The organism is Pseudodesulfovibrio karagichevae (assembly GCF_041414475.1).
In the GTDB taxonomy this organism is placed as follows: domain Bacteria; phylum Desulfobacterota; class Desulfovibrionia; order Desulfovibrionales; family Desulfovibrionaceae; genus Pseudodesulfovibrio; species Pseudodesulfovibrio karagichevae.
Map to the genome: position 1 here is coordinate 1 of NZ_JBGLYH010000030.1, position 26,386 is coordinate 26,386.

25 protein-coding genes are annotated in these 26,386 nt (G+C 63.1%); 11 read left to right on the plus strand and 14 right to left on the minus strand.

Annotated features, from left to right (window positions below; genetic code table 11):
* Positions 1–401 precede the first annotated feature (401 nt).
* Complete coding sequence (locus AB6M95_RS11210) at positions 402–947, plus strand: tetratricopeptide repeat protein (RefSeq protein WP_371386839.1); 546 nt, start codon at positions 402–404, stop codon at positions 945–947.
* A 65-nt stretch (positions 948–1,012) separates the two neighbouring features.
* Here the strand turns inward: AB6M95_RS11210 and AB6M95_RS11215 are convergent, their stop codons facing one another.
* On the minus strand, positions 1,013–3,037 hold the full coding sequence (locus tag AB6M95_RS11215; RefSeq protein ID WP_371386840.1) for a methyl-accepting chemotaxis protein: 2,025 nt from the start codon (positions 3,035–3,037) through the stop codon (positions 1,013–1,015).
* Positions 3,038–3,274: 237 nt separating this feature from the next.
* On the opposite strand from AB6M95_RS11215, the gene AB6M95_RS11220 reads away from it, so the two are divergent.
* The gene (locus AB6M95_RS11220; RefSeq protein ID WP_371386841.1) at positions 3,275–4,573 is read left to right on the plus strand and encodes a right-handed parallel beta-helix repeat-containing protein; all 1,299 of its coding nucleotides are present in this window, start codon (positions 3,275–3,277) and stop codon (positions 4,571–4,573) included.
* Between the two features lie 84 nt (positions 4,574–4,657).
* Here AB6M95_RS11220 and AB6M95_RS11225 read toward each other — a convergent pair whose 3' ends face one another.
* The 4 genes from AB6M95_RS11225 to AB6M95_RS11240 form a co-directional block, all read right to left on the minus strand.
* Complete coding sequence (locus AB6M95_RS11225) at positions 4,658–5,959, minus strand: L-cysteine desulfidase family protein (RefSeq protein WP_371386842.1); 1,302 nt, start codon at positions 5,957–5,959, stop codon at positions 4,658–4,660.
* Between the two features lie 24 nt (positions 5,960–5,983).
* Positions 5,984–7,249, minus strand: a complete 1,266-nt coding sequence (locus AB6M95_RS11230; RefSeq protein ID WP_371386843.1) for a dicarboxylate/amino acid:cation symporter — start codon at positions 7,247–7,249, stop codon at positions 5,984–5,986.
* Between the two features lie 88 nt (positions 7,250–7,337).
* Complete coding sequence (locus AB6M95_RS11235) at positions 7,338–7,712, minus strand: RidA family protein (RefSeq protein ID WP_371386844.1); 375 nt, start codon at positions 7,710–7,712, stop codon at positions 7,338–7,340.
* A 206-nt stretch (positions 7,713–7,918) separates the two neighbouring features.
* Positions 7,919–8,575 carry a helix-turn-helix transcriptional regulator gene (locus AB6M95_RS11240; RefSeq protein WP_371386845.1) on the minus strand — a complete coding sequence of 219 codons (657 nt, stop codon included), beginning with the start codon at positions 8,573–8,575 and terminating at the stop codon, positions 7,919–7,921.
* Between the two features lie 313 nt (positions 8,576–8,888).
* Here AB6M95_RS11240 and AB6M95_RS11245 point away from each other — a divergent pair, with 313 nt between their 5' ends.
* Entirely contained in the window at positions 8,889–9,467 is a 579-nt protein-coding gene (locus AB6M95_RS11245; RefSeq protein WP_371386846.1) for a flavin reductase family protein, read from the plus strand.
* A gap of 107 nt (positions 9,468–9,574) precedes the next feature.
* Positions 9,575–9,856: a DUF2325 domain-containing protein gene (locus AB6M95_RS11250; RefSeq protein ID WP_371386847.1), complete on the plus strand. Its 282-nt coding sequence runs from the start codon at positions 9,575–9,577 to the stop codon at positions 9,854–9,856.
* Here the strand turns inward: AB6M95_RS11250 and AB6M95_RS11255 are convergent.
* From AB6M95_RS11255 to AB6M95_RS11265, 3 genes are all read right to left on the minus strand, one after another.
* The gene (locus tag AB6M95_RS11255) at positions 9,853–10,812 is read right to left on the minus strand and encodes a chemotaxis protein (protein ID WP_371386848.1); all 960 of its coding nucleotides are present in this window, start codon (positions 10,810–10,812) and stop codon (positions 9,853–9,855) included. The genes AB6M95_RS11250 and AB6M95_RS11255 overlap by 4 nt on opposite strands.
* A 381-nt stretch (positions 10,813–11,193) precedes the next feature.
* Positions 11,194–12,285, minus strand: coding sequence for an N-acetylneuraminate synthase family protein (locus tag AB6M95_RS11260; protein ID WP_371386849.1), 1,092 nt, complete (start codon positions 12,283–12,285; stop codon positions 11,194–11,196).
* Between the two features lie 2 nt (positions 12,286–12,287).
* Positions 12,288–12,935: a winged helix-turn-helix transcriptional regulator gene (locus tag AB6M95_RS11265; protein WP_371386850.1), complete on the minus strand. Its 648-nt coding sequence runs from the start codon at positions 12,933–12,935 to the stop codon at positions 12,288–12,290.
* A gap of 516 nt (positions 12,936–13,451) precedes the next feature.
* Here AB6M95_RS11265 and AB6M95_RS11270 point away from each other — a divergent pair.
* The 7 genes from AB6M95_RS11270 to AB6M95_RS11300 all read left to right on the plus strand — a co-directional run bounded on the left by AB6M95_RS11270 (position 13,452) and on the right by AB6M95_RS11300 (position 21,160).
* Positions 13,452–15,185: a long-chain-fatty-acid--CoA ligase gene (locus tag AB6M95_RS11270; protein ID WP_371386851.1), complete on the plus strand. Its 1,734-nt coding sequence runs from the start codon at positions 13,452–13,454 to the stop codon at positions 15,183–15,185.
* Between the two features lie 350 nt (positions 15,186–15,535).
* Positions 15,536–16,711: an ABC transporter substrate-binding protein gene (locus AB6M95_RS11275; protein WP_503366746.1), complete on the plus strand. Its 1,176-nt coding sequence runs from the start codon at positions 15,536–15,538 to the stop codon at positions 16,709–16,711.
* 120 nt (positions 16,712–16,831) lie between these two features.
* Positions 16,832–17,743: a branched-chain amino acid ABC transporter permease gene (locus AB6M95_RS11280; RefSeq protein ID WP_371386852.1), complete on the plus strand. Its 912-nt coding sequence runs from the start codon at positions 16,832–16,834 to the stop codon at positions 17,741–17,743.
* A 14-nt stretch (positions 17,744–17,757) separates the two neighbouring features.
* Complete coding sequence (locus tag AB6M95_RS11285; RefSeq protein ID WP_371386853.1) at positions 17,758–18,852, plus strand: branched-chain amino acid ABC transporter permease; 1,095 nt, start codon at positions 17,758–17,760, stop codon at positions 18,850–18,852.
* 10 nt (positions 18,853–18,862) lie between these two features.
* The gene (locus AB6M95_RS11290; RefSeq protein WP_371386854.1) at positions 18,863–19,630 is read left to right on the plus strand and encodes an ABC transporter ATP-binding protein; all 768 of its coding nucleotides are present in this window, start codon (positions 18,863–18,865) and stop codon (positions 19,628–19,630) included.
* Positions 19,627–20,364 (plus strand): ABC transporter ATP-binding protein, encoded by a 738-nt coding sequence (locus AB6M95_RS11295; RefSeq protein WP_371386855.1) that lies wholly within the window; start codon positions 19,627–19,629, stop codon positions 20,362–20,364. The genes AB6M95_RS11290 and AB6M95_RS11295 overlap by 4 nt, the downstream gene beginning before the upstream one ends.
* Positions 20,365–20,542: 178 nt before the next feature.
* Complete coding sequence (locus tag AB6M95_RS11300; RefSeq protein WP_371386856.1) at positions 20,543–21,160, plus strand: hypothetical protein; 618 nt, start codon at positions 20,543–20,545, stop codon at positions 21,158–21,160.
* A gap of 110 nt (positions 21,161–21,270) precedes the next feature.
* Here AB6M95_RS11300 and AB6M95_RS11305 read toward each other — a convergent pair whose 3' ends face one another.
* The 6 genes from AB6M95_RS11305 to dsrB all read right to left on the minus strand — a co-directional run bounded on the left by AB6M95_RS11305 (position 21,271) and on the right by dsrB (position 26,370).
* Positions 21,271–21,765, minus strand: a complete 495-nt coding sequence (locus tag AB6M95_RS11305) for a peptidylprolyl isomerase (RefSeq protein ID WP_371386857.1) — start codon at positions 21,763–21,765, stop codon at positions 21,271–21,273.
* Between the two features lie 103 nt (positions 21,766–21,868).
* Entirely contained in the window at positions 21,869–22,219 is a 351-nt protein-coding gene (locus AB6M95_RS11310; protein WP_371386858.1) for a hypothetical protein, read from the minus strand.
* A 5-nt stretch (positions 22,220–22,224) separates the two neighbouring features.
* Positions 22,225–23,358 carry a DegT/DnrJ/EryC1/StrS family aminotransferase gene (locus AB6M95_RS11315; RefSeq protein ID WP_371386859.1) on the minus strand — a complete coding sequence of 378 codons (1,134 nt, stop codon included), beginning with the start codon at positions 23,356–23,358 and terminating at the stop codon, positions 22,225–22,227.
* A 75-nt stretch (positions 23,359–23,433) separates the two neighbouring features.
* Positions 23,434–24,819 carry a cobyrinic acid a,c-diamide synthase CobB gene (locus tag AB6M95_RS11320; protein ID WP_371386860.1) on the minus strand — a complete coding sequence of 462 codons (1,386 nt, stop codon included), beginning with the start codon at positions 24,817–24,819 and terminating at the stop codon, positions 23,434–23,436.
* 88 nt (positions 24,820–24,907) lie between these two features.
* On the minus strand, positions 24,908–25,156 hold the full coding sequence (locus AB6M95_RS11325) for a dissimilatory sulfite reductase D family protein (protein WP_071545912.1): 249 nt from the start codon (positions 25,154–25,156) through the stop codon (positions 24,908–24,910).
* 68 nt (positions 25,157–25,224) lie between these two features.
* Positions 25,225–26,370 (minus strand): dissimilatory-type sulfite reductase subunit beta, encoded by a 1,146-nt coding sequence (dsrB, locus tag AB6M95_RS11330; protein WP_371386861.1) that lies wholly within the window; start codon positions 26,368–26,370, stop codon positions 25,225–25,227.
* Positions 26,371–26,386 lie beyond the last annotated feature (16 nt).

Genomic DNA, 26,386 nt, shown 5'->3' on the forward strand with positions numbered 1-26,386 from the left:
GGAGGAAAAACCCTTTGAAAAGGGTTCTTTCCTCCCCTTCCCCCGGACCCCCATCCCCTCCTTTTCCTAAACTTTTTGTGCCGCTACGCGGATTGTATGAGAGCAAGGATTTGTCTGTCTTTTCACCATAGGGAAACGCCGCGATACCAATTTCTCAAGTTCCCCTAAACGGCGGGGCGGTTGCCCGTGTCCGGCCAATCTCCCCGCGCAAACATCCCCCTTCCCGCCCCCCCCCTTCGCCGCAGGCGACACAAAAAGTTTGGGAGGGTCCAGGGAACCTTTTCCCAAAAGGTTCCCTGGCGGGGCCTGGGGCAGCGCCCCAGCGGGGTCCGGGGCAGCGCCCCGTCCGCCGCCCTCCCCCCCCCTTGTCCTCGGCGCGGCAAACCGTTATTGTGCTTACCATGACATTCTTCTCCAAGCTGATACGCCCCGAGACCAGGGGCAAAAAGAACTTCGAGCGCGGGCGCGCGGCCGAGGCGCGGGGCGACTTCGCCAAGGCCGAGACGTATTTCGGCGAGGGCGCGACGGCCTATGACGAATATTTCGCCGGGGAACCGGGCGATGTCCGGCCTTCGCACCTGGCTATGGCGGGCGTGTGCTACACGCGCGCGGGGCGATACGAGGACGCGCTGCGCGTGCTTGCCGAGTGCGTGGAACGCAAGGAGATCCCGGACGCGTTCCTGAACGCGGGGTATGCCGCAGCCAAGCTGGGCCGGGCGAACGAGGCGGCCCGGTACTGGGCGCTGTACCCGTCCTGGGCGGGCCAGCGCAAGGTGGAGTCGGCGCTCAACGCGCAGGTCAGGGCGATCCGCGCGGGCGCGGCGGACCTCGGCGCGGCGTGCGAGGCCGTGGCCAGGGCCGTATTCGAGCAGGACAAGATCAATGGGCGGGACCGGAACTTCCGGGAGGCGGGCAGACGGACTTCGGAATTTCGCCAGGGGTACTGACCCCGCACGAAGAAAGAAAAGCCCCCTTCCGACTGGCGGAAAGGGGGCTTTTTTCATGTATTCGATCAGGCCGCGCCGCCCGGAGGCAGGGCCTTGAAGTCGGCCTTTTCGCAGATCTGGTCCAGGTTGTCCACCCGGAAGTAGTGCATGGCGGTTTGCAGGGTGGTGGCCTGCCCGGCCAGTTCCTCGGCGGTGGAAGCCATCTCCTCGGAGGCCATGGCGTTCTGCTGGATGACCGTATCCAGCTGGCTCATGGCCCGTTCGATCTGGCTGACCCCGTGGTTCTGTTCAGAGCAGACCTTGGACACGTCCTTGATCAGCTCGGCGGTCTTGGCGATCTCCGGGGTGAGCCGGGCGAACAGTTCGCCGGTCTGCTCGGCCACCTGCACGCTGGAGGCCGACAGTTCGCGGATTTCCTGGGCCGTGGTTCCGCTGCGTTCGGCCAGTTTGCGGACCTCGGCGGCGACCACGGCGAAGCCTTTGCCGTGTTCTCCGGCCCGGGCCGCCTCGATGGCCGCGTTGAGCGCCAGCAGGTTGGTCTGCCTGGCTATCTCCTCGATGAAGGATATCTTGTCCGCGATCTCGCGCATGGCCCCCACGGTCCGGCGCACGGACTCCTCGCCGGTGAGGATTTCCCGGTTGGTCTGGTCCGCGATCTCGCTGGTCTTTTCGGCGTTGTCCGCGTTCTTGCGGATGGAGGCCACGATCTCTGCCAGGGAGGAGGAGACCTCCTCGATGGAGGCGGCCTGCTCCTCGGTGGACTGGGACAGGGTCTCGGACGAGGCCGAGAGCTCCTCGCTGCCTGCGGCCACGTTGTCCGTGGCGCACTGGACCTCCCCGACCACGCCGCGCAGCCGCTCGGCCATGCGGAGCATGGATTCGAGCACGCCCCGGTCGCGGTCGCCCGGCTTGGGCAGGGTCAAGTCCCCGTCGGACACCCGCGCGGCCATACCGGCGATGTCGGCCGGTTCGCCGCCCAGGGTCCTGGTCACGGAGAGGGCGCTCAGCATGCCCGCGATCACGCCGAGCACGGCCAGCAGCAGGGCGATGCCCAGCACCAGGTAGATCATGCTCCTGATGCGCTTGTCCAAGTCGGCCTGCTTGGCGTTGATCTGGGCGTCGATGTTGTCCACGTAGACGCCCATGCCCACGACCCAACCCCACGGCTTGAACAGCTTGACGAAGGACAGCTTGGGAAAATCCCCCTGCTTTCCGGGCTTGGTCCAAAAGTACTTCACGAACCCCTGACCATCGGCCTTGGCGACCTTGGCCATCTCCGCGAAGAACGGCTTGCCCTTGCTGTCCAGCTCACGGCTGACGTCCTTTCCGTCCAGGCCGGGATTCAGCGGGTGCATGAGCATGGTGGGCTCCATATCGGTTATCCAGAAGTAGTTGCCGTCCGTAAGACGCATCTTGGACACCTGAAGCAGGGCCTCCCTCTTCATGGCCTGGGTAATGTCCTCGATCCAGGCCCCCGTGCCGACGGCCCATCCCGCCTCGGGTATCAGGCGGACGTAGGATATCTTGAGCTTGGGCTCTTCCTCTCCCGGCTTGGGCCACCAGTAGGCGACCACGCCCTGGCCGTCCTTTCTGGCCACGTCGCTCATGGCCGCGATGATCGGGAACCCCTTCTTGTCCTTGAGTCCGGACATGTCCTTGTCCCGGAGGGCATCGGACGGGTGCGCAAGGATAACGTTGTCGAGGTTCTGCACCCAGACGTAGTTGTCCCCGTCGAAGCGCGCGGGCTCGACTATGCGGCGCAGCCCACGGAGCAGGCTGGCCCGGTCCAGCCGGTCCACGTTGGCGTCGTAGTAGTCCTTGACCTGGCCGTAGACCACGTCGACCACGCGCTTCAAATCCTCCTGCCTGTCGCGCTTCAGCCCCTCCACGTCCTGGGCGCGGTCGTAGTAGCTTTTCAGAGTCCCCTCCGCCATCTGGACCGCGTCTTCGAGATTCAGGCGCGCGGCCGCCATCTGTTCGGTTCGGTAGTTCTCCATCTGGTCGTCTGCATACCCCCGCATCCCCTGTATGGAGAGCAGGCTGAGCGCAACTATGACCACCACGACGGTGGCCACTTGCATCAACGTCATTCTCGTTCTCAAGCGCATTGTTATCCCCCTGGCAAACCCTGGCGTTAAACCCCATTGGACATTCCTTGTGTATCGTGTGACCAATGGTTCGTGAAGAACACGATAATTTCTATTATAATATGATACCGAACCGGGGCCTGCACGGCAAAGACGGACAGCGGATTGAACATCGCCGCCAAAGAGGATAAAACGACGGACAGAGCCGCTCCCCTGAACGCCCAGCCGCACGGAGATCCCATGTCCCGTTTTTTCATTGCCCCGCTCCTCGTCCTGCTCCTCATCGCGCCCGCGCTGGCGGAAGACGCCGTGGTCACCGGCACGGGCGACCCTGCCAGGGATGTGGCCAACGTGCAGGCCGCGCTGGACAAGGGCGGCACGGTCCGGTTGCGGGGCCAGTTCGACTTCGGCGCGGACGGGCGGGTCAAGATCACCAAGAACGTGCGCATCCTGGGCAGGCTGGACGGGGCGGGCGAGCCGCTGACCACCATCTCTGGCGGCGACTGGACCATCTACTCCCCCCTGCCCGTGGACACCGCGCCGCCGAGCCAGGACGGGCCGCTCATCGTGGTCCGCAACCTGCGCTTCGACGGGGCCACGGGCACGCCGTTGCACTTCGCCTACGCGGGCGGGCTGGAGATCGGCGGCTGCGTCGTGACCAACGTGACCCCGAAGGACGCGGCCATCACCTGGAGCCAGGGCGATTCCCTGCCGTTCCAGGCCGGAATCGTGGTCGGCAACCGGCTGGTCCACTCCAAGGGCGGGCTCAAGGGCGCGGTCACGGGCACGGTGCTCATCGAGCACAACCGTCTGGAGATGATCAACGACCACCCGGAGGAGACCGCCGGATACGGCGTGCTCGCCGACTGGACCACGGGCGCGGACATGACCATCCGCGACAACGAGATCAACCGCACCTCACGCAACGGCATCGAAATCCTGGACAACGAGCTGGGGGTCAAGGACAAGGGGTTCATCCGCATCCAGTCCAACCGCATCTCCACAGACACCGAAGGAATAGCCTACCCCAACAAATTCGGCCCCAACGGAATCGTCGCTGGTTGGTATTTCGATACTTCCGGCGGCACCGACTTCACGCGGAACAACCGCATCGTCATCACCGGCAACCGCATCGAGGGACGCGGCGAGAACTCCATCGGCCTGCTGCTCTACGCCAACGACCTGACAGCCACCTGCAACGACATCGTCATGGGCGGCGGCAGGGGCGCGCGCGGTGTGGTCCAGACCGGCTCGCGCGGGTTCTTCGCCAACAACCGGGTGCGCGGCCGGGCCAACTACGCCCTGTTCTGCTATCCCTTCGAGTCCCTGACCGCCACGGCCAACACCTTCGCCTGGACCGAACTGGGGTTGTTCACCGGGTTCAAGGGCCAGGTCCTGCTCGGCGGCCGGGTCAACGTGGTGGTCGGCTCGGTCCCGTCCCTCATCGACCATGGCCAGGGCAACCGCGTGGTGGACTGCGAGGCGTGCACCCTGCCCGAAGCCGATCCCGAGGGCGACGCCCGGGAACCCGCGAACTAGGTCCCCTTCCAAAGAAAAACGGGAACCGGCCGTGGCCGATTCCCGTCGGGAGAGGCAAGGGAATGTTCCCTTCCGGGCAGGCGGTCACACCGCTTTGGCGGCCCGTCCGTTCCCCTTGCTGGTCATGATGTCCAGGATGACCTTGTCGGTTTCGACCATACCCACGGACCCGAGGCGGCCGATGTTGCGGATGCAGGCCTCGATGTCGTCCTCGACGATGCCGTCCCGGCCGGGAATGGAGATCCCCTTCATGGCCAGCAGGGCCGCGTTGATGGCGGCCTCGACGCAGGACGCCACCTTGAGGGCGCAGGAGGTCTTGGCGCCGTCGCAGATCATTCCGGCGATGTCGCCCACGGTGTTGCGGATGGTGCTTTCCACTTCCTTGAGGCCGCCGCCCAGGAGCAGCACGATGCCGCATCCGGCGGCCGTGGCCGCGAGGCTCGCGCCGCACAGGGCGGAGAGCCTGCCGAGGTGGTGCTTGAGGTGAATGGCGGCAAGGTGGCTCATGATCAGGGCGCGGACCAACGCTTCCTCGCTGTCGCCCCGCCGCATGGCAAAGGCCACCACGGGCAGCGTGGCGGTCAGGCCCTGGTTGCCGCTGCCCGAGTTGCTCATGACGGGCAGGGGGGCGCCCTCCATGCGGGCATCCGAGGCAGCGGCTGTCAGTTTGGTGGCATAGGAGACGATGTCGTCCGAGCGCAGGCCCAGCGCGAGGTCCCGGTCCATGGAACGCCCCACCTGCAGGCCCCAGTCGCTTTCCAGCCCCATGGCTGCTGCGGCCTGGTTCATGCGCGCAGCTTCCAGGATGAAGTCGAGATCCTCCAGAGGCGCTTCGGTGGCGTACTCGAAGACCTCGCGGATGGTCAGAGGCCAGGCCTCGTCCTTTTCCTCGTGGGCGGGCTGACGTTTGTCGAGCAGCACCTCCCCGTTTCTTTCGACCAGCACGATCCCGGCGTGTTCACGGGCGATGACACAGCGAGCGGTTTGGCCGCCCGCCGCCACCGTGACTTCCGCATACAGCAGTTCGCCGGCATCCGTGACGTCGATACTGACCTTGCCTTCGGCCAACAGCCGTCTGGCCTGTTCGACCTGCTCCTCGGTGAGATCCCGGAGCACCTGCAGCGCCAGCTCGGACTTGCCGCCGGTGACGCCCACGGCCGCGGCGATGTCCAGGCCGGTGGCTCCCGTGCCGGGAACGCCCACGCCCATTCCGTTCTTGAGCAGGTTGCCGCTCACCAGGACGGTCACCCGTTCCGGGAAGGCACCCAGAGTTTCCGTGGCGCGCGCGGCGGCCAGCGATATGGTTATCGGTTCGGTGCAGCCGAGGGCGGGCACCACTTCCTTATTGAGGATGGCTCGGTATAGAGCCCAATCGTTCTTTGACATAATGGGAATCTCCCGTTGCGTTCGTTAACCCTGCGCTTCTTCCAGCTCGGCCTGCATCGGGGAAACCGCACTCTGCGCGGCGACGGCCGCTTCCTCATCGCGCCGTGCCTCGTCCAGCTCGCCGTGGCGGTTGAACAGTCCCTCGAGCATCAGCGCCAGGGCGCCGTCGCCGGTAACGTTGCAGGCAGTACCGAAGCTGTCCTGCAGGGCGAACACCGCCAGCAGCAGGGCCACGCCGGCCGGGTCGAAACTCAATACGCCGACCACGATGCCCAGGGAGGCCATGACCGTGCCGCCGGGAACGCCGGGCGCTCCGATGGCGAAGATGCCGAAGAGCAGGATAAAGAGAACCATGGTGCCCACGGCGGGCAGATGCCCATAGAGCATCATGGAGATGGTCATGGCGAAGAAGGTCTCGGTGAGCACCGATCCGCACAGGTGGATGGTGGCGCCCAGCGGAATCATGAATTCCACGGTATCCTTGCTGAGCACCTTGGACTTGCGGGCGCATTCGAGGGAAACGGGCAGGGTCGCCGCGCTGGACATGGTGCCCACGGCGGTGAGGTACGCGGGCGCGTAATGCCGGAGGACCTCGAAGGGATTACGGCCGGAGACAACGCCCGCGACGGTGTAGAGCACGGCCAGCCAGATCCAGTGGCCCACCAGGACCAGGACAATGACCTCAAGGAACACCGGCAGTTGGCGGGTCAGGCTGCCCTCGTAGGCCAGCCCCGCGAAGGTGGCGGCGATGAAGAAAGGCAGCACGGGGATGACGATGCGGATAACCACCTGCATCATGATGTTCTCGAACTCGCCCAGCACGTCCCTGAAGGTCCGCGCGTTGGTCCAGATGGTGGCCACGCCCAGCATCACGGCCGTCACCAGGGCGGTCATGACCGGCATGACGGGCGGAATGCTGAGCTGGAAAACCACCTTGGGCAGTTCGCGCAGCCCTTCCATCTCGGTGGCGATGGAAAGATGGGGAATGATGGCGTATCCGGCCACGGCGGCCATGGTGGCCGCTGCGGCGGCGGATATATAGGCGAAGACGACGCCCGCGCCGAGCATCTTATTGGCATTGTGGCCCAGGCGGGTGATGGCCGGGGCGATGAAGGCGATGATGACCAGCGGAACCGTGTAATAAATGAACTGTCCCATGACATATTTAGCGGTAACGACGACATCCATGATCGCCTCATTGGCGAACAGGCCGACGACGACACCTACGACGATACCGAACACGAGCTTGAAGATCAGCCCGAACTCTCCGAATCTGCTCTTGGTTGACATGGCGTTTTATCCTAGCGTTATGAACTGTTCCGGCGGACCCTCCGGCCCGACCGGGACAGCCTGTTGAAGCGGAAGTGCTGCAAGGTCTCTACTTTTCCGCGATAACTTCGATTTCCACCAGGGCCTCTTTGGGCAGGCGGGCGACTTCGAAGCAACTGCGCGCCGGAAACGGCTCCCTGAAAAAGGAGGCATAGGCTTCATTGACCGCGCCGAAGTCCTCCATATTTTTCAGGTACACGGTGGTCTTCACGACCTTATCCAGGGAAGAACCCGCTGCTTCGAGGGTTCGGCGCACATTCTCCAGGGACTGTCTGGTCTGCCCCGCGGCACCGGCCGGCATTTCGCCGGTTGCGGCGTCGATGGGCAGCTGGCCCGAGGTGAAGATGAGGCCGCCGACCTCACTCCCGTGAGAGTAGGGGCCGACGGCCGCCGGGACTTTATCGCTGTTGACAGCTTGGTGCATGGGATATCTCCTTATCTTTTGAAGGGTTATTCTGTGTGATGCGATTATTCGCAGCACAATAATTTTTTAGTAACGGGGAATGACCGACGAGTCAATAAATTATTATCACGTGAGATAATTTTTTATTACCCACAAAGAAACCGGCGCGCCCCCGCATTGGACTGCAGGGGCGCGCCGGTCTCCACGTACAGCGGGATTCAGGCCGGTTACTGCTCGTTCAGCTTTTGCAGGTAGCGGTAGATGGTGGCTTCCGAGGCGGCGAGGTGCTCGGCCACCACCCGGATCGAGCCCTTGAGCAAAAAGACGCCGTGGGAATTGAGGGTGGACATGATGCCCATTTTCTCGGCAATGGTCATGCGATCCGGAGGGATGTGCGCCGCGGCCACGACCCGGCGGATAAGGTTTTCGGTCAGCTCCTCCATCGAGCCGGAGAAGGTCTCGGTGTGCGCCGCGTGGTCCGTGCTTTGTTTTTCCTTCGAAGACGCGAACCCGACGGCGGCGATGACCTTGTTCAGCATGTCCCGGGCCTGCACCAGATCGGAGGTGTCCATATTCAGGCACAACATCCCGGCCAGTTCCCCATCATCCCCCCGGATGAAATAGGTGGCGGAATGCAGGGGCCGACCGTCGCGCGTGCGCGTGGTATACCCCATGACCCAGTCGCGCTTCTCGTAATCCTTGTTGACCACGAACTTGAGAGCCAGGTCCGTCAGCGGAGCCCCTTCGCTACGGCCGGAGATGTGCCCGTTGGCGATAGCCAGCACCGACTTCTCCTTGGTCGAAGTGTCGTGCAGCACCACCTCGCAGTTCTCGCCCAGAAAAGCGCCGAGAAAGGCGACCAGCGGAACGAATTGACGTATCATCGCCCGTGCCGAATTATTTTTCCCACCCAAACCGGTTCTCCCTCAATAAAAATTTGTCATAAAAATAAAAAAATAGCGACCTGCGAGAAAAATGTCAAACGCCCCGGCCGCGCGCCCGTCTTGGCGGCCAGTATACACAAAAGGCAATGCGGCGAAAAAGATTTTTCTTTATCAGCCAACCGGTCCGCCTCTCACGGGAAACCGCATGCCCCCCTCACCCGGTGAGACGGCCCGGCAGTCCACCCGCTGGCTCCGCCTCTTTTTTTAGGCTATCGGGGTTGTATGTCGTCCCAAAACCATAGGAGATGAGAACATGAACAAACGGATCAACATCGGCAACAACGCCTTCATCCTGCCCGAACCGCAGACCATCCTCGGAACCATGCTCGACGGCAGGCCTAATTTCATGGCCATGGCCTGGGTCACGCGGGTCAACTACGACCCGTGCATCATGGGCATGGCGGTCAACAGGAAGCACGCCAGCCACAGGGCCATCCTCGCAACGGGCCAGTACTCCATCAACGTCCCGTCCGTGGATATGGTCGCCGTGACCGACTACGTGGGGCTGGCCTCGGGCGACCGGACCGACAAGTCCGGGCTGTTCGAGGTCCACTACGGCGAGCTCGAAAACGCCCCGCTCATCCGCGCCTGTCCCCTGGCCATGGAGTTCCGGCTCAAGGAGCGGTTCGACATGACCAACGACACCCTGTTCCTCGGTGAGCTGGTGGCCGCCTGGACCGAGGAACGCTTCCTGACCGACGGGCATGTGGACGTGGAAAAGGTCCGGCCCTTCACCCTGACCATGCCCGACAACCGCTACTGGGCCGTGGGCGAACAGGTCGGACGGGCCTGGCACGAGGGCAAGGCGCTGCGAAAATCCTCCACGGATTAAGCGGCTTGGGCCATCTCGCGAGGAAATCGCGAACAGGTGTTGACAGGCCCCGCTCCCCCCTGTATTTATTGATAACGATTTTCAATCTCATACAGAGGAAGAGCATTATGTGCGCAGCATTGATTGGCGGAATGGACCGGCTGAAGCAGGAATACGTCACCGAGGCGAAGCGGAGCGGGGTCAAGCTGAAACACTTCACCGGCAAGGAACGGAAGATATCCAAGGCCCTGGGCCAGGTGGATTTCGTAGTCATGTTCACCAACAAGGTGTCCCACAAGGCGCGCAAGGACGTACTCGACGCCGTGCGCGGCAAGGATGTGCCGGTCTACATGCACCATTCCTGCGGCGTGTCCACCCTGCGCAAGCAGCTGGACGAGGTGATCGGCTAGGCCGAGGCCCCGCCCCGGTTCCAACCCCGGATCAGGTTGATGACCTTCTCGGTCAGGCCGTGGAATTCCGGCTTGGTGACCTGCTCATCGGCCATGACCGCCTTGCCCTTGTGCAGCACGGACTTGGAGATGAGCGAGGAGAACAGGACCACGGGCAACACTTTGAGAACCGGGTCCTCCTTGACCTTGCGGGTCAGGGTATAGCCGTCCATCTGCGGCATCTCCACATCCGAGACCACGGCGTCCAGATAATCCAGCGGGCTCGTGCCCTCGGACTCGCACTTGATCTTGATGTCTTCCAGGATGGCCCAGGCCTCGGCCCCGTCGCGGACCAGGGTCACCTCGAAATTGGCCTGGCTGAAATTATTCTCGAGCAGTTGGCGCACCGAAGTGGAATCGTCCGCCACCAGCGCCCTGTAGCGCTCTTCGGAGACCACGCTGCTCAAATTTGCCTGGGTCTGGCCCGACTCGTCCAGATCGGCCAGGACCTGCTCCAGGTCGAGCATGAGCACGAACCGGTCCTTGATCTTCACCGTGCCGGTGATGCAGTTGGACTCCATGGACGACACGTACTTGCTCGGCGGCTCCACGTCCGCCCAGAAGACTCGGTGGATCTGCGTCACCCCGGAAACCAGGAAGCCCGTGATCATGGCGTTGAACTCGGTGACGATGATCGGCTCGTTCGCGGCGGGCGAGCGCTCCATGTCCAGCCAGACGCTCAGGTCCACCACCGGCAGGATCAGATCGCGCAACGGGATCGTGCCCAGGAAACTCGGGTGCACCGCCGCCTCGGAGCCCTCCAGCCCCTTGGGAGCCTCCACCACTTCCAGTACCTTGGCCACGTTCACGCCGAAATACTGCCGCTCCACCCCGTCCGGGGTGACCTCGTCGATGAAGAACTCAATGATCTCAAGCTCATTGGTCCCCGTTTCCAACAGAATGTCCGTCTGACTCATTCGCCCTCCTCCGGCACGGTTGCGGCCATGCCCCACCTCCTAGCACGCTCCACGCCCGATATGAATGATAATTTGCGTATAGACTCTTGCCTTCCACTGCCGGATCGCCGCCCCGACCCCCGCTGGAGCCCCGCCCCAGACCCGATTAAGAACCTTGAGCGATGGTTCTTGAGAATCTCCAAAACTTTTTAGGCGCCTCCGGCAGGGGCGAGCGAACGCCGAAGGACGGCGATACGGGGCCCCTATAAAAACAGCCCCTCCCCTGCGCCCGCACTCTCCGCGAAGCGGCGCAAAAAGTTTGGGAGGGAAAGGGGGATGGGGGAGACAAAAAAAGTGCGGACACGCCCGACGCGTCCGCACTTTTTTTCGCTTACTCGACGTCTACGACGAGGCGGCGCCTGCGCAGACGGGTTGGTTGAGGCTGAGGGTATCCCATTGGACGGGCTCCTCGTGCTTGACCGAGCGGTTGAGGGCCGCGCCCAGGACTTCGTCCCAGTGGACCGGGGAGACGCCCACGCGGGGGCAGCGGGTGGTCAGGTCGGCCTCGGTGAGCACATGTCCGGCGGGCAGGTCGCGGGAGAAGACGATGCATTTGCGCAGCTTCTTGGCGGCGGCCTGTTCGTCGGGGAAGACGACCTTGCCCTTGACCTGGACGGCCTTTTCGACCTCGCGGATCATGGTCACCATGGCGGCCAGTTGCGCGGGTTCGAGGGAGGCTTGGTGGTCGGTGCCCTTGAGGGTCTTGTCCAGGGTGAAATGGCGTTCGACCACGCACGCGCCCAGGGCGGCCGCGGCCACGCTGGGGCCGATGCCCTTTTCGTGGCCGGAGTAACCCACCGGCACGGCGTAGCGTTCGCGCAGGGCCTCCATGACGGGCAGGCCGATATGTTCCTCGGGGCAGGGATAGGTGGAATTGCAGTGCAGGAGGATGACGTCGTCGTGGTAGGCGCGGATTTCGGCCATGGCCACGTCGATGTCGTCCAGGCCGCTCATGCCGGTGGACAGGATGACAGGGATGTCGGCCTTGGCGTACTTGCGCACCAGGGGCACGTTGACGAGTTCGGCGGAGCTGATCTTGAGCAGTTCCACGTCCAGGTCCAAGATCTGGGCCAGGCTCGGGTCGTCCCAGGCCGAGGCGAAAAAGACCAGACCCATGGATTCGGAGTATTCCTTGAGCCGGGCCATCTCGTCGATGGACAGTTCGAGCGCGGCGCGGTGTTCGCCGTAGGTCGGGCCGAAGCTGTTGGGGCCGGTGTAGGGTGCGGCCCGGCCCTGCCGGGTGAGCAGCGCCTCGCTGTCCCGTTTCTGGAACTTGACCCCCTGGACCCCGGCGGCGGCGGCCTCGTCGATCATCTGCTTGGCGATGTTGAATTCGCCCTGATGATTGTTGCCGATTTCCGCGACCACGAAGCAGGGATGGCCCATGCCGATGGTGACGCCCGAACGCAATGTGACGGATTGGATCTGTTTCATAATCAGAATCTCACGATTTGAAATCCGCGCTTTTCGGAATAGGGCTTGACCTGTTCATAGATCTCGCCCTGCTTGCCAAAGGAGGTGATGACCACGGCGTCGCAGTCCACCTGATCCAGGACATGCGGTGCGGAAACCACGTGCCCGTTGAAAATCTGCCCCTGTTTCTTGGTGTCGTTGTCCAGCAGGGTCTTGATCCGGAAGCGGGTGCCGCGCAGGGCCGACAGGACCACCTCGCAGGTCTCGGACGCGCCGAACAACGCCAGGTCCCGCTTGCCTTCGCTGTCCAGGCCCTTGAGCTTGTCGAGCACGAACTCCTTGATGGTGGAATAGAGCCGGACGGTCTCCGAGGAGTAGTCCGAGAACATCCGTTGCCGCGAGCGGCGGCCCTGTTCCGTCAGGGTGTAGTTGTAGCTCTTGCCGTTGACAGGAAGGAATTCGACGAGGCCGTCGGCCTGCAACTGCTTGAGATACTGGTTGACCATGGCCCCGGACAGGTGCAGCCGCCTTCCCAGCTCGTACTGGGACAGGCTGGAGTCCCTGGACAGGGCGTCCAGGATGGCCAGGACGCGGGTGCTCTTGCTCGGCTTGAGGTAGCACCCTCCTGTTATCAGCATTCCGGTCACCACATTATCAGCGTATTCAGCCATGCTACTTCTCGGTCATTCGTTCGGTCAATGAAGCATCCTCACAAAGTGGCGTCCGTCGCTGCCGAGGATTTCACTCTAGGCATGGGCACCACCCCTGTCAACTCGGCCTCGGACCGGGGGTTTTCCGGCCGTCGGCCCCGCCTTCCGACAAGGCTCGTCCGTCGATCAATCGTTGACATATTGAATAATCGGCGCGTTTGGGCCCCGACTTTACCCGACGGGCAATGATTTCCTCCCCCGATGGGGAGTGCGTGGATGATTGCAAGGAGTTTGCCAAGGGCGCGGGCCGTTCTCCTTGGATCACCAGAATGTACGTTAACAATCCGAGACTATTGGATTTTATTTTACCATTTCCCATCAACGGAGGCCGCACGGGGGACAGTCCTTGCCCCCTGCGGATAAAACGTCAAAAGTTCGACCCCGATCGTTTGAAACACGCCATATTGACCCCGTGACCGGCCTCATATACGTTCGCCGCACATTTTCACCACCGAAACCTCTTGAAGGACCTCTCCCATGGAGCAACTCGACCGCCCCTGGCTCAAATCCTATGATCCGGATGTGCCGCCGACCTTGGATTACGAGAAAATTCCGCTGTTCAAGTTCCTGGACAGGGCCGCCCACAAGTGGCCCAAGCGCAAGGCCATCGTCTTCCGCAACTGGTCGATAACCTACGCCAAGCTCAAGGCGCAGACCGAGATCGTCGCGGCCAACCTGCGGGCGGCGGGCATCCGCAAGGGCGACCGGGTGGCGCTGATGATGCCCAACCTGCCCCAGACCATCATCGCCTTCTGGGGCGTGCTCCGGGCCGGGGCCGTGGGGGTCATGACCAACCCCCTGTACATGGAGACCGAGATCATCCACCAGTTCAACGACGCCGGGGTGCGCTGCTGCATCACCCTGGACCTGCTCTGGCCCAAACTCGAAAAACTCCGCGACTCCCTGCCGGTGGAAAAATTCTTCGTGACCTCCATCGGCGAGGGGCTGAAGTTCCCCCTGAACGTGCTCTACGCCCTGCAGGCCAGAAAGAACGGCAGCAGCCCCAGGGTCCCCTACGACGGCAGGTCCGTGCTCCCCTTCAAGACCCTGACCAAGGGGCGCGAGAAGTTCACCAACGAACGGGTGGTGGCCGACGACATGGCCCTGTTGCAGTACACCGGCGGGACCACCGGCGTGGCCAAGGGGTGCATCCTGACCCATTTCAACATCGGCGCGAACATGCAGCAGTGCCAGTCCATGATGCACACCCTGGGCAAGAAGCGGGAGACCTTCCTCGGCATCCTGCCCTATTTCCACATATATGGGCTGACCACCTGCCTGGCCTGGCCCACCAGCCTGGGCGCGACGCTGGCCCCGTTCCCGCGCTACGTGCCCCTGGACGTGCTCAAGGGCATCCACAAGCTCCGTCCCACGGTCTTTCCCGGCGCGCCCGCCCTGTACATCTCGCTGTTGCAGCAAAAGGACATCGACAAGTACGACCTCAAGTCCATCGAGGTCTGCGTGTCCGGGTCCGCTCCCATGCCCGTGGAGTACATGGAGCAGTTCCTGGAGCGCTCCGGCACGTCCATCACCGAGGGGTACGGCCTGACCGAGGCCTCGCCCGTGACCCACTTCAACCCCCTGGAGGGCAAGAGCAAGAACGGTTCCATCGGCCTGCCCTTCCCGGACACGGACGCCAAGATCGTGGACATGGACGTGGGCGGCGAGCCCCTGCCCCCGGGCAAACGCGGCGAGCTGGTCATCCGGGGACCGCAGGTCATGAAGGGGTACTACAACCGGCCCGACGCCACGGCCGACGTGCTCAGAAACGGCTGGCTGTACACCGGCGACATCGCCACCATGGACGAGGAAGGCTATTTCTACATCGTGGACCGCAAGAAGGACCTGATCATCTCCGGCGGGTACAACATCTACCCCCGCGAGATCGACGAGGTCCTGCACAGCCACCCCAAGATCAAGGAGGCCGTGTCCGTGGGCATCCCCCACGAGGCGCGCGGCGAGATCGTCAAGGCGTACGTGGTGGTCCAGGACGGCGAAAAGCTGGAGCGCTGCGACGTCATCGCGTTCTGCCGCGAGAAGCTGGCCAACTACAAGGTTCCGCGCCAGGTGGAGTTCCGCACCGAGCTGCCCAAGACCATGGTCGGCAAGGTCCTGCGCCGCGCCCTGCGCGAGGAGGAGGAAGACAAGGCCGAGGCCAGGAAGAAGCGCCGCAACAAGAACAAGGAAGACGCCCCGGACTGCACCGCGTAGCGCCGGGCGGCACAGCGCGGGCGACCCCGCGAAAAAGGGCCGGTTCCCACGAGGGGCCGGCCCTTTTTCGCGCCCGAAGCGGCGGCCGGTCTTCACTTCCGGCGAAAACCCCGAGCCCTGGCCACCCCCTCTCCGAGCCTTTTCTCACATTAATGAAAAATTTTATTCCCCCAAAAATTTCTTTTTGAGAAATTTCGGGTTTTTTTCCCCAAGAACTGCGCAATTTATTCAACCATACCGCCAGATTTGCAAAAATGTATTGCCGAAAACCCCTTCCTCTCATCCCCCTTTTGGTGTAAGAAAAACCATTGTTTCAACCAGCAACCATAATTCCTATGAGAGGAGGAGTAATGAAACTGAGTTTGCGTAAAATGGGCCTGTTGGCCCTGGCCTGCATCGTCAGCGCCATGATGATTGTTCCCGCCTTCGCCGCCGACACCATCAAGATCGGCTTCAACCTGCCCCTGACGGGCGACATTCCCGAGGTCGGCGACGGCTCCAAGAAGGCCGCCGAGATGTACCTCAAGGACATCAACGACGCCGGCGGCCTCGAGGTCGGCGGCAAGAAGTATCAGCTCGAGTTCGTCTACATGGACAACGAGTCCAAGGCCGAATCCGCCGTCAACGCGGCCCTCAAGCTGATCGAACAGGAGAACGTTGTCGCCATCATCGGCCCCAACTCCTCCAAGCAGGCCGTGCCCGCCGGCGGCACCTGCAACGACAACCGCACCCCGATGATCACCCCGTGGTCCACCAACCCCGACACCACCAAGGACCGTCCGTGGGTCTTCCGCGCCGCCTTCCTGGATCCGTTCCAGGGCCCGGTCGCGGCCGACTTCGCTTCCCAGAAGTTCGGCGCCAAGACCGCTGCCGTTCTGTTCGACGTGTCCAACGACTACTCCAAGGGCCTGGCCGAGATCTTCAAGGCCGCCTGGGAGAAGAAGGGCCTCGGCCCGGTCGTGGCCTTCGAGTCCCACGGCACCAAGGACCAGGACTTCTCCGCGCAGTTGACCACCATCATCAAGGCCAACCCGGACTTCATCTTCGTCCCCGACAACTACAACCAGGTCGCTCTGATCGTGCAGCAGGCGCGTGACCTCGGCTACCAGGGTCCCTTCATGGGCTCCGACGCCTGGGGCACCCCCGACCTGATCAAGCTCTGCGGCGAGCAGTGCTACGGCAACTACTTCTCCACCCACTACGCGGCCGCCGGCGCCACCGGCGCCACCAAGGTCTTCATCGACCGCTACGAGAAGGCCTACGGTTCCACCCCGGCCGACTACGCGGCCCTGACCTGGGACTCCATCGGCCTGCTCGTTCAGGGTATCCAGAACGCCGGCAAGGTTGATTCCAACCCGCGCAAGGAACGCCAGCTCATCCGCGACGGCCTGGCCGCCATCAAGTCCTTCGACGGCATCACCGGCACGTCCAAGTTCGACGCTCAGGGCGACCCGATCAAGTGCGCCGTGGTGGTCAAGATCTCCGACCAGGGCGAATTCGTCTTCGAGCAGTCCGTCTGCCCGTAGACCTTTGAATACACCGGCTTAGGTGAGCGGGGGCCGATGGCCCCCGCTCTTGTATACACCTCCGGGGCCGGGGGCGCCCAGCGGCCCGAAATCCTCAGAAATTTCCCAGGGAAGGCTATCGTGGACTTCATCATTCAGAACATCATCAACGCCCTGCAGTGGGGAAGCTTCTACGCGCTCATCGCGTTGGGCTATACCCTGGTGTACGGCGTGTTGCGCCTGATCAATTTCGCCCACGGCGATATCTTCATGGTCGGCGCCTACATCGCGTTTTTCGTGGCCGGGTTCCTGCTCGGCCCGGTGCTCGGACTGTCGCCCATGGTGACCTTCCTGCTCGCCGTGCCGCTGACCATGTTCCTGACCGCCTGCGTGGGCGTCACCCTGGAGCGTGTGGCCTACCGCCCGCTGCGGCGCAAGGGAGCCCACCGCCTCTACGTGGTCATCACCGCGCTCATGTGCGGTCTGATCCTCGAATACTCCAACCTGGCCGTGCTCGGCGCCAGCCGGCTGAAGTTCCCCGAACTGGTCCACAAGACCATCTGGGACATCGGCGGCGTGACCGTCACCAACCTGAAGGTCATCGTCATCGTGGCCGCCATCGCCGTCTTCGTCATCCTCAATTTCATCGTCACCAAGACCAAGATCGGCATGGCCATGCGCGGAATATCCTATGATAAATTCGCCATCCCGCTCATGGGCATTCCCATCGACCAGATCATCGTCTTCACCTTCATCCTGGGCTCCGGCTTCGCGGGCCTGGCCGGGCTGCTGTTCGCCATGTCCTACCCGGTGCTCGAGCCGTTCATGGGCATGCTCATCGGCTGGAAGGCGTTCATCGCGGCGGTCGTGGGCGGCATCGGCGACATCCGGGGCGCGTTCTACGGCGGCTTCCTGCTCGGCTTCATCGAGGTGGGCGTGGTCACCGTGTTCCCGTCCACGTACCGCGACCTGTTCGCCTTCACCATCCTGCTGATCATTCTCTGGATGAAACCGACCGGCCTGTTCGGCATGCCGCAGTCCACCAAGATTTAGGCGGGAGAAAGCGCATGCAGAAATACTCATTCAACATCCTGATAGCGTTCGCGGCCGTGGTCCTGCTGGTCCTGGCCCAATACCGCATCCTCGACAACTACATCCAGGCGGTCATCATGTTCGGGGGCATCAACATCATGATGTCCACCTCGCTGAACCTGGTGAACGGCAACATGGGCGAGTTCACCTGCGGGCACGCGGCCTTCATGTGCGTGGGCGCCTACGTGGCCTCCATGCTGTCCGTGCTCTGCTTCGGCTCCAAGTTCGGCGACCCGCTGTTCCCGGCGGCCGCGTCCTACTTCGTCTTCCCGGTCATCATCCTGATCGGCGGCGCCATGGCGGCCCTGTCCTCCATCCTGGTGGCCCTGCCCTCGTTCAAGACCCGCGACGACTACCTGGCCATCATCACCATCGCGGTGAACTACATGGTCATCTCGGCCATCGAGAACATGGACTGGATCGGCGGATCGCGCGGCTTCCAGGGCATGAAGGACACGGTCTGGGCCATGGTTGACGCCACCCCGTCCTGGCTGGCCGGCGACAACGATTTCCCCTGGGTTCTGCTCTACGTCATCCTGTTCACCATCTTCGACATCTGGGTCATCCGCCGGTTCATCACCTCGACCTACGGCAAGGGCGTGAACGCCGTGTGCCAGGACGAGACCGCGGCCGAGATCATGTCGGTCAACACCAACAAGATCAAAACCGTGAACTTCATGATCTCGGCGGGCCTGGCCGGGTGCGCGGGCGGCCTGTTCGCCCACGTGGTCGGCTACGTCAACCCGCAGTCGTTCAACATCCTCAAGTCCACCGAGGCCATGGTCATGGTCTACCTGGGCGGCATGGGCTCGCTCTCGGGCGCGGTCCTCTCGGCGGTGGTCTTCACCTTCCTGCTCGAGATCCTGCGCTCCCAGGCGCTCATCGACTTCCTGCTGGCCCCGGCCACCTTCGTGTTCCCGGACTGGGAGCCGTCGGCGGGCGTCATCAAGTGGGTCATGATCCCGCTGCTCCTGGTCCTGATCATGCAGTTCAGGCCCGAGGGCATCATGGGCAACAAGGAGTTGTCGGACGTGTTCCCGAAACTCAAAAAATACTACACGTTCAAATAGGGGGCTGTTCATGTCACTGCTTAAAATAGACAGCCTCACCCAACGGTTCGGCGGCCTCCAGGCCGTCAGCGAGTTCTCGGTGGACATGAAGGGCGGCGAGTTGATGGGGCTGATCGGCCCCAACGGCGCGGGCAAGACCACCATCTTCAACCTCATCTCCGGCTTCTACCAGCCCACCGAGGGGACCATCACCTTCGACGGCAAGCCCACGGCCGGACTCAAACCGCACCAGGTCACGTCCATGGGCATCGCCCGGACCTTCCAGAACATCCGCCTGTGGCACGACATGACCGTGCTGGACAACATCCGCATCGCCCAGCACTACCGGCTCGGCTACACGGTCCTGGATTCGATCATCCGCGGCAAGAAGTACCGCGCCCGCGAGGCGCGCATCCTGGAGATCGCCGAGGAGCTGCTCGAGGCCATGTCCCTGACCGAGGTGGCCATGGAGTATCCCAAGAACCTGCCGTACGGGCTCCAGCGCCGGGTGGAGATCGCCCGGGCCATGTCCATCCGGCCCAAGCTCCTGCTGCTCGACGAACCGGCCGCGGGCCTGAACTCCAAGGACGTGGAAGACCTGATCACCCTGGTCCGGGGCATCCACGACCGCTTCGACATCACCATCTTCATGATCGAGCACCAGATGAAGGTCGTCACCTCGCTGTGTCAGTGGATCAAGGTCATCGACTTCGGCTCGACCATCGCCGAGGGGACCGCCGAAGACATCCAGAGCAACCCGGCCGTCATCAAGGCCTATCTTGGAGACGACAACATATGACTACTCCCTTACTCGAAGTCGAAAACCTGTTCGTCAAGTACGGCAACATCGAAGCCCTGCACGGCATCTCCTTCACCGTGGGCGAAGGCGAAATCGTCACCCTCATCGGCGCCAACGGCGCGGGCAAGTCGACCACGCTCATGTCCATCGCGCAGCTGCCGCCGCCGGAGGCCCCCAAGGTCATCAAGGGCGACATCCGCTTCCGGGGGCAGTCCATCCTGGGCATGTCCGCCGACAAGGTCGTCTCGGACCTGCACATGGCCCTGGTCCCGGAGGGACGCCACATCTTCGGCAACCTGACCGTCGAGGAAAACCTCAAGATCGCCACCTACTCCCGCAAGGACGGGCAGGCGGAGATCGAACGCGACTACAAGCGCGTCTACACCCTGTTCCCGCGCCTGGACGAACGCAAGAAACAGCGTTCCGAGTCCCTGTCCGGCGGCGAGCAGCAGATGCTGGCCGTGGGCCGCGCCATCCTGTCCGGCTGCCGGGTGATCATGCTCGACGAGCCGTCCATGGGGCTGGCCCCCCTGCTCATGTACGACATGTTCCGCACCCTCAAGGAGCTCAACGAGGAAGGCATGACCATCCTGCTCATCGAGCAGAACGCCAACCTGGCGCTGAAGTTCGCCCACCGGGGCTACGTCATCGACACCGGCGAGATCGTGGCCCAGGGCACGTCCGCCGAGCTCATGGAAAACCCTGAGGTCAAGAAGGCGTACCTCGGCGGCTAATGCTGCCCGCGACACGTCAAGCCAAAGGGCTGCCCGATCGGGGCAGCCCTTTTTTTGCGCCTCATTCCATTCTCCGACCGGCCTATCGGAAGCATCCAATGCGGTTGGCACGGCTTGTGCTTTCCCATGACCACGGGAAAAACATTCCTCATGAAAAACGGCAACAGCGGGAGTAAGCATGTCGACCACATCCATCGGAAGCGATCTGATCACCGGCACCTACAGGCTGCTTCGCGCCTCGGTCGAGGAGAAACAGCTTCAAGAGCAGGCCAGGAAGCTCGACGAGGAAAGCGCCAAGAACTCGGGGTCCTCGGGCCTGGCATCGGAAATTTCATCCATTCTGGACCAGATTCCCAAAGGGGATGACAACCGGCTCTCCTTCCAGGATGTCCAGAACTACCGGAAGACGCTCGGCGACAAGTGGGATATCGAGGTCATGGCCGACCTGAAGAAGCTCGGCGTGGACGTCTCCTCCGAGTTCGCCATGACCTACGACCCGGACACGGGCAAGGTCACGGTCCCGGAATCCACCAAGGACGCGGCCATCATCAACAAGTATTTCGAGGACAACCCGGACAAGGTCAAGGAGTTCCACGACATCATCCAGCTGGGCAAACTGACCTCCACGGCCTCCAGCCAGCTCTCCCAGAGCCAGATGATGACCAGCCTGCAGCAGCAGTCCCTTGCCTGGTGGTACGCGGACAACACCGACCCCTCCAGCTGGTTCAAGGGCGGCGGCCTCCTGGCCATGGGCGGGAGCAGCTCGTCTTACTCCGGCCTGAATCTGATGGTCTAGCGGCCCGGCCCACCTTTCGCCCGGAAAAAAGGGCGCACCCCGAAACAGGGTGCGCCCTTTTATTGCACTGTGTCCCCCACGCGACCGAAGTCCGGGGAACGGACGGGCCGCTATTCGACCACGGTGGCCTTGTTGATGACCACCGGCTCGACAGGGACGTCGTCGTGGAAGCCGTGGCGGCCGGTGGCCACGCCCTTGATCTTGTCCACGGTGTCCTGGCCTTCAACGACCTTGCCGAACACGGCGTAGCCCCAGCCCTGGGGGGTCTCGGAGGAGAAGTTCAGGAAGCCGTTGTCCTTGACGTTGATGAAGAACTGGGACGAGGCGGAATGCGGGTCCATGGTCCGGGCCATGGCCAGGGTGTACTTGTCGTTGGTCAGGCCGTTGTTGGCCTCGTTCTTGATGGGCGCGCGGGTCGCCTTCTCCTTCATGTCCGGGTCCATGCCGCCGCCCTGGATCATGAAGTTGGAGATCACTCGGTGGAAGATCAGGCCGTCGTAGAAGCCCTCCTCCACATACTGCTGGAAGTTGGCCGCGGTCTTGGGGGCCTTCTCGAAATCGAGTTCGATGACGATGTCGCCCATGGTGGTTTCCATCTTGATCATGAATACGCTCCTTTGTGCCGGGTCGCGCCCGGCGTGATGTCGTTAGGGGATTTCCCCCTTACCAGAGCCCGGTGCGCCTGGCAAATGGGGCCGCCCTGGGGGCCTACTGCCCCGCCTCGGACGCGCCCGCCCCGGCCCCCTCGGCCGGGGGAGGCTGGACGTCGGGATCGAAGAACATGCCCAGCCCCTCGTTGGGAGCGGCCTCCTGCCGGACCAGGGCCGGATTTTCGGCCTGGAAGGTCAGCAGGGAGCCGAGCTTGAGGATGTTCCGCTCGATGACCAGTTCGGCCTGGGGCTCGACGATCTCCGTCTGCTTGGCGGAGTTGGGGCTCTCCGGGCTGAAGTTCACGGGCGGTGGGCCGTCCACGAAGCCCGTGGCCACGTAGGCCAGGGCCATGCCCGCAAGCACCGGCTTGAGCACCCGTACCGTGCCCGCCCAGGTCCACCGGGACATGCGCCCTACCCCTTGAGGACCTTGACGATCGCCTCCTGATCCTCAACGGTCAGGTAGGGATGCATGGGCAGGGCGAAGATGCGCGACGCCGCGTCCTCGGACACCGGGAAGTCGCCCATGGAGTAGCCCAGGTCGGCGAACGCCTTCTGCAGGTGCAGCGGCTTGGGATAATAGATGGTCGACGGGATGGACGCCTCGGCCAGCCGCCCCATGAGCTCGGAGCGATGCTCGGCGTCCCGGGCCAGCACGCAGTACTGCGCCCAGACCGAAACGTTGCCCTCGGGCACGGAAGGCGGGGTCAGGCCGTCCACCTCGGACAGGAGTTCGGCATAGCGGGCGGTCACTTCCTGCCGCTTTTCGATCTCGCCGGGGAAGATCCCGAACTTGGCCAGAAGCACGGCGGCCTGCATGGAGTCCATGCGGGCGGTCAGGCCCAGCCGGTCGTTGTCGTATTTGTCCGTGACGCTCATGCCGTGCACCCGGACGGAGACCAGGAGTTGGTGCAGTTCCTCGTTGTTGACGAAGACCATGCCGCCGTCGCCGTAGCAGCCCAGCGGCTTGGCCGGGAAGAACGAGGTGCAGGCCAGGTCGCCCAGCGCGCACACGGATTTCCCCTTGTAGGTGGCCCCGAAGGACTGGGCCGCGTCCACGATCAGGAACAGGCCGGAGTTATGGGCCAGGGGTTCGATGGCGTCGTAGTCCGCGGGCTGGCCGAAGATGTCCACGGTGATCACGCCACGGGCCTTGAGGTCCTTGCGGTTGTCGCGGACGTCGCGGATCTTGCGCCGCAGGTCGTCCGGGTCGATGTTGAAGGTCACGGGATCGATGTCCACGAACACCGGGGTCGCGCCGAGCAGGGCGACCACCTCGGCAGTGGCGATGAAGGTGAACGGCGTGGTGAAGATGGCGTCGCCCGGGCCCACCCCCAGGGCCATGAGGGACATGAGCAGGGCGTCGGTGCCGGAGGAGCAGCTCACGGCATGGGCCACGCCGGTGTAGTCGGCCAGTTTGGCCTCGAGCTCACGGATTTCCGGACCCATGACGTAGGCGCCGTGTTCCAGGACGCCTTCGATATTCGCTTTGATCTGGTTCTCGATCTGCCTGTACTGCGTTTTGAGGTCGATGAAGGGTATACTCATTATGGTACTCGCTTGTAGGATTGGGTGATTGTGTGGCGGCAGTGTCTCACGAAAGACCGTGCCGAGACAAGGGGTTTACCGGGCCGCTCCCCGGCGGGCGGACGCAGCGGCGACGAAGCGCTCGGCCCATCCGGGCACGGCCAGGGCGTGGATGTGGTTGTATCCGGCCCAGGTGTTCTTGTGCAGGAAGCCGTCGCGGCCGAGCGCGCTGCCCTGCCCGCGAATCATGCGCAACCCGTGGCGCAGGTCAGCCGCGCCGTCGGACACGCACATGGAATAGTGAAATTCATGGCCCAGGACGCGCTCGCCCCTGGGGAAGAAGACCGAATCCTCGACCACCTCGGCCTCGGTGTAGCCCAGCCCCTGCGGGCGGGGGCAGAACGACGTGGTCAGGGGGAAGACGCCCGCCATCCTGTGGCTCAGCCCGTCGATCTCAAGCCGGTCGCACAGGACCATGAACCCGCCGCACTCGGCGTAGATGGGCATGCCGGACTCGGCCAGGGAGCGGAGGTACCTGAGCGCGGGCCGGTTGGCCGCGATGCGCTCGGCAAAGACCTCGGGGAACCCGCCGCCGAGGTACAGACCGTCGATCTCGGGCCACGGCTCGCCGTCGAGCAGGCTCAGGCGGACCAGTTCGGCCCCGGCGTGCTCCAGGGCCTCCAGGTTCTCAGGGTAGTAAAACCACAGGGCCGCGTCGTGCACGTAGCCGATGCGCGCGGTCTTTTCGGCCGGGGGGCCGGGAAATACGGGGTCGGGCGCAGGACCGAAGTCCGGGGCCGCCTTGGCCGCCTTGAGGATGCCGTCCAGGTCCAGCCACTCGGCGGCCAGGTCGGCCAGGGCGTCGAGGTGGGCGGAACCGTCGTATTCCTGGTCGGACATGAGCCCCATGTGCCGCTCGGGGATGGGGTTCTTCATCTTGGGGAGCATGCCCAGCACGGGCACGTCGCTGTAGGCCTCCATGGACCGGCGCAGCACGTCGCGGTGCCGCTCGCCCGCCGTACGGTTGAGGATGACCCCGGCCAGGTTCAGGCCGGGCTCGAACCCGGCGCACCCCTGGACGATGGCGGCGACCGTGCGGGTCATCTTGGTGCAGTCGATGGCCAGGATGACCGGGCAGTCGATCATGCGGGCCAGTTCCGCGCTGGAGCAGGAGCCCTGCTCGTCCATGCCGTCGAACAGCCCACGGTTGCCTTCGATAAGACTTATGTCCGCCCCCTTGGAGCGATGGAAGAACAGGGAGCGGATGACCTCGCGGGAATGGAAAAAGGGGTCCAGGTTGGAGCACGGGCGATCGGCCGCCAGGGCGAGCCACTGGGCGTCGATATAGTCCGGGCCCTTCTTGAACGGGGCCACGGCAAGGCCGGAACGGCTGAAGGCGCGAGCCAGCGCCAGGGAGACGATGGTCTTCCCGGTGCCGCCGGACAGTCCGGCCAGGAGTATGCGGGGGATCGGATTCGCCACGTTGTGCACGGGTTCTTGTAACCAAGAAAGCCTTGCCCGTCACCTCTCGGATGCGGGCAAGGCCTTGTGGACCGAATTGGGCCGAAGACTAGTCTTCGCCCTCGGAGTGGGCCTGCTTGCCGACACCGGCCAGGCCGTACATGGTGGTGGAACCGGAGGACCAGAACACCATTTTTTCTTCCTGAACCAGTTCGGTCAGGAGCTTTTTAACAGCGCGGCTCTTCTCATCCGGGAAGAGCTTGGTGAAGTCGTTGAAGTAGAATTTGGTCTTCGACGCGGACTTCTCTTCGCAGAACTTGAGGATTTCAGCCTTTCCGGCTTCGGGATCGAGTGCCATGGCGGACTCCTTATTGTTGCATAAAGACGGGGTACGGCGGATTCGCCGTACCCCGATTCTTCATTATCTTACCACTTGAACTGGGTGGTCTGGCGCCAAGTGTAGTACGCCGGATCACGGAAGTCATCGATCAGGTGCTCGCTGAAGGGCAGGTCGCATTTCTCGAAGAAACGCTCCCAACCGATGCGGGTGGCCCAGTCGCCCAGACGCTCGTACTTGTTGGCGTCCTTGGCGTAGGTGTCGAGGATCTTCTTGATGGTCTTGGTCAGCGTGGGCCAGCGAGGCGGCTCGTTGGGCACGAAGGGGACCACGACCTTGGAGAAGGCGGGCTTGGTGATGCGGTTGGAGATCTTGCCGCCGACCATGATGGCGATACCGTCACCCTCGCCGTCAGACAGCGGCAGGGACGGACACATGGTGTAGCAGTTACCGCAGAACATGCAGCGCTCTTCCTTAATGGCGACGGTCTTGTAGGTCTCGCCATCGAGCTCGACCTTGGACGGACGGACTGCACCGGTGGGGCAGGCGGCCACGGCCAGGGGAATCTCGCACAGGTTGTCGAGGAACTTGTGGTCGATGAGGGGCGGCTTGCGGTGGATACCGAGAATGGCGATGTCGGAGCAGTGCACCGCGCCGCACATGTTCAGGCAGCAGGCCATGGAGATGCGCACCGGAGCGGGCAGCTTCATGTCGGTGAAGTCGTCGAAGACGACGTCCATGGTGGCCTTGACGGTACCGGAAGCATCGGTGGCCGGGGTGTGGCAGTGGACCCAACCCTGGGTGTGGACGATGTTCGTCACACCGGCGCCGGTGCCGCCGACCGGGAACTTGTAGGCCCCACCGGGGAACTTCTGGCTGTTCAGGAAAGCCTTCAGTTCCTTGGCGGCCTCAACGGTCTCGACCTGGAACTCGATGTTGTTACGGGTGGTGAAACGGACGTAACCGCCGGAGAACTTGTCGGCGATGTCGCAGATTTCACGGATATGAGTGACGGACATCAGGCGGGCGGTACCGGCGCGGACCGTGTAGGTCTTGTCGCCGGACAGGGCCACGTGCAGCAGGATGCCGGGCTCAATGATCTCATGGTAGTCCCATTTACCAAAGTTTTCTTTGATAACCGGGGGCAGATACTCGCCGAAGTGACGAGGTCCGATGTCGGAAATCCGACCTTCCATCGGTTTGGAGGGATTGTACCCAGAAGAAATAAAAGCCATATCGATACACTCCTCT

Coding starts and splice junctions, on each gene's coding strand:
- AB6M95_RS11240 (WP_371386845.1), bottom strand. CDS start 8,575: ATGATACGTCAATTCGTTCCGCTGGTCGCCTTTCTCGGCGCTTTTCTG.
- AB6M95_RS11230 (WP_371386843.1), bottom strand. CDS start 7,249: ATGTCAACCAAGAGCAGATTCGGAGAGTTCGGGCTGATCTTCAAGCTC.
- AB6M95_RS11300 (WP_371386856.1), top strand. CDS start 20,543: ATGTCGACCACATCCATCGGAAGCGATCTGATCACCGGCACCTACAGG.
- AB6M95_RS11325 (WP_071545912.1), bottom strand. CDS start 25,156: ATGGCACTCGATCCCGAAGCCGGAAAGGCTGAAATCCTCAAGTTCTGC.
- AB6M95_RS11310 (WP_371386858.1), bottom strand. CDS start 22,219: ATGTCCCGGTGGACCTGGGCGGGCACGGTACGGGTGCTCAAGCCGGTG.
- AB6M95_RS11220 (WP_371386841.1), top strand. CDS start 3,275: ATGTCCCGTTTTTTCATTGCCCCGCTCCTCGTCCTGCTCCTCATCGCG.
- AB6M95_RS11295 (WP_371386855.1), top strand. CDS start 19,627: ATGACTACTCCCTTACTCGAAGTCGAAAACCTGTTCGTCAAGTACGGC.
- AB6M95_RS11250 (WP_371386847.1), top strand. CDS start 9,575: ATGTGCGCAGCATTGATTGGCGGAATGGACCGGCTGAAGCAGGAATAC.
- AB6M95_RS11270 (WP_371386851.1), top strand. CDS start 13,452: ATGGAGCAACTCGACCGCCCCTGGCTCAAATCCTATGATCCGGATGTG.
- AB6M95_RS11210 (WP_371386839.1), top strand. CDS start 402: ATGACATTCTTCTCCAAGCTGATACGCCCCGAGACCAGGGGCAAAAAG.
- AB6M95_RS11215 (WP_371386840.1), bottom strand. CDS start 3,037: ATGACGTTGATGCAAGTGGCCACCGTCGTGGTGGTCATAGTTGCGCTC.
- AB6M95_RS11235 (WP_371386844.1), bottom strand. CDS start 7,712: ATGCACCAAGCTGTCAACAGCGATAAAGTCCCGGCGGCCGTCGGCCCC.
- dsrB (WP_371386861.1), bottom strand. CDS start 26,370: ATGGCTTTTATTTCTTCTGGGTACAATCCCTCCAAACCGATGGAAGGT.
- AB6M95_RS11255 (WP_371386848.1), bottom strand. CDS start 10,812: ATGAGTCAGACGGACATTCTGTTGGAAACGGGGACCAATGAGCTTGAG.
- AB6M95_RS11260 (WP_371386849.1), bottom strand. CDS start 12,285: ATGAAACAGATCCAATCCGTCACATTGCGTTCGGGCGTCACCATCGGC.
- AB6M95_RS11315 (WP_371386859.1), bottom strand. CDS start 23,358: ATGAGTATACCCTTCATCGACCTCAAAACGCAGTACAGGCAGATCGAG.
- AB6M95_RS11225 (WP_371386842.1), bottom strand. CDS start 5,959: ATGTCAAAGAACGATTGGGCTCTATACCGAGCCATCCTCAATAAGGAA.
- AB6M95_RS11275 (WP_503366746.1), top strand. CDS start 15,536: ATGAAACTGAGTTTGCGTAAAATGGGCCTGTTGGCCCTGGCCTGCATC.
- AB6M95_RS11290 (WP_371386854.1), top strand. CDS start 18,863: ATGTCACTGCTTAAAATAGACAGCCTCACCCAACGGTTCGGCGGCCTC.
- AB6M95_RS11305 (WP_371386857.1), bottom strand. CDS start 21,765: ATGATCAAGATGGAAACCACCATGGGCGACATCGTCATCGAACTCGAT.
- AB6M95_RS11285 (WP_371386853.1), top strand. CDS start 17,758: ATGCAGAAATACTCATTCAACATCCTGATAGCGTTCGCGGCCGTGGTC.
- AB6M95_RS11265 (WP_371386850.1), bottom strand. CDS start 12,935: ATGGCTGAATACGCTGATAATGTGGTGACCGGAATGCTGATAACAGGA.
- AB6M95_RS11245 (WP_371386846.1), top strand. CDS start 8,889: ATGAACAAACGGATCAACATCGGCAACAACGCCTTCATCCTGCCCGAA.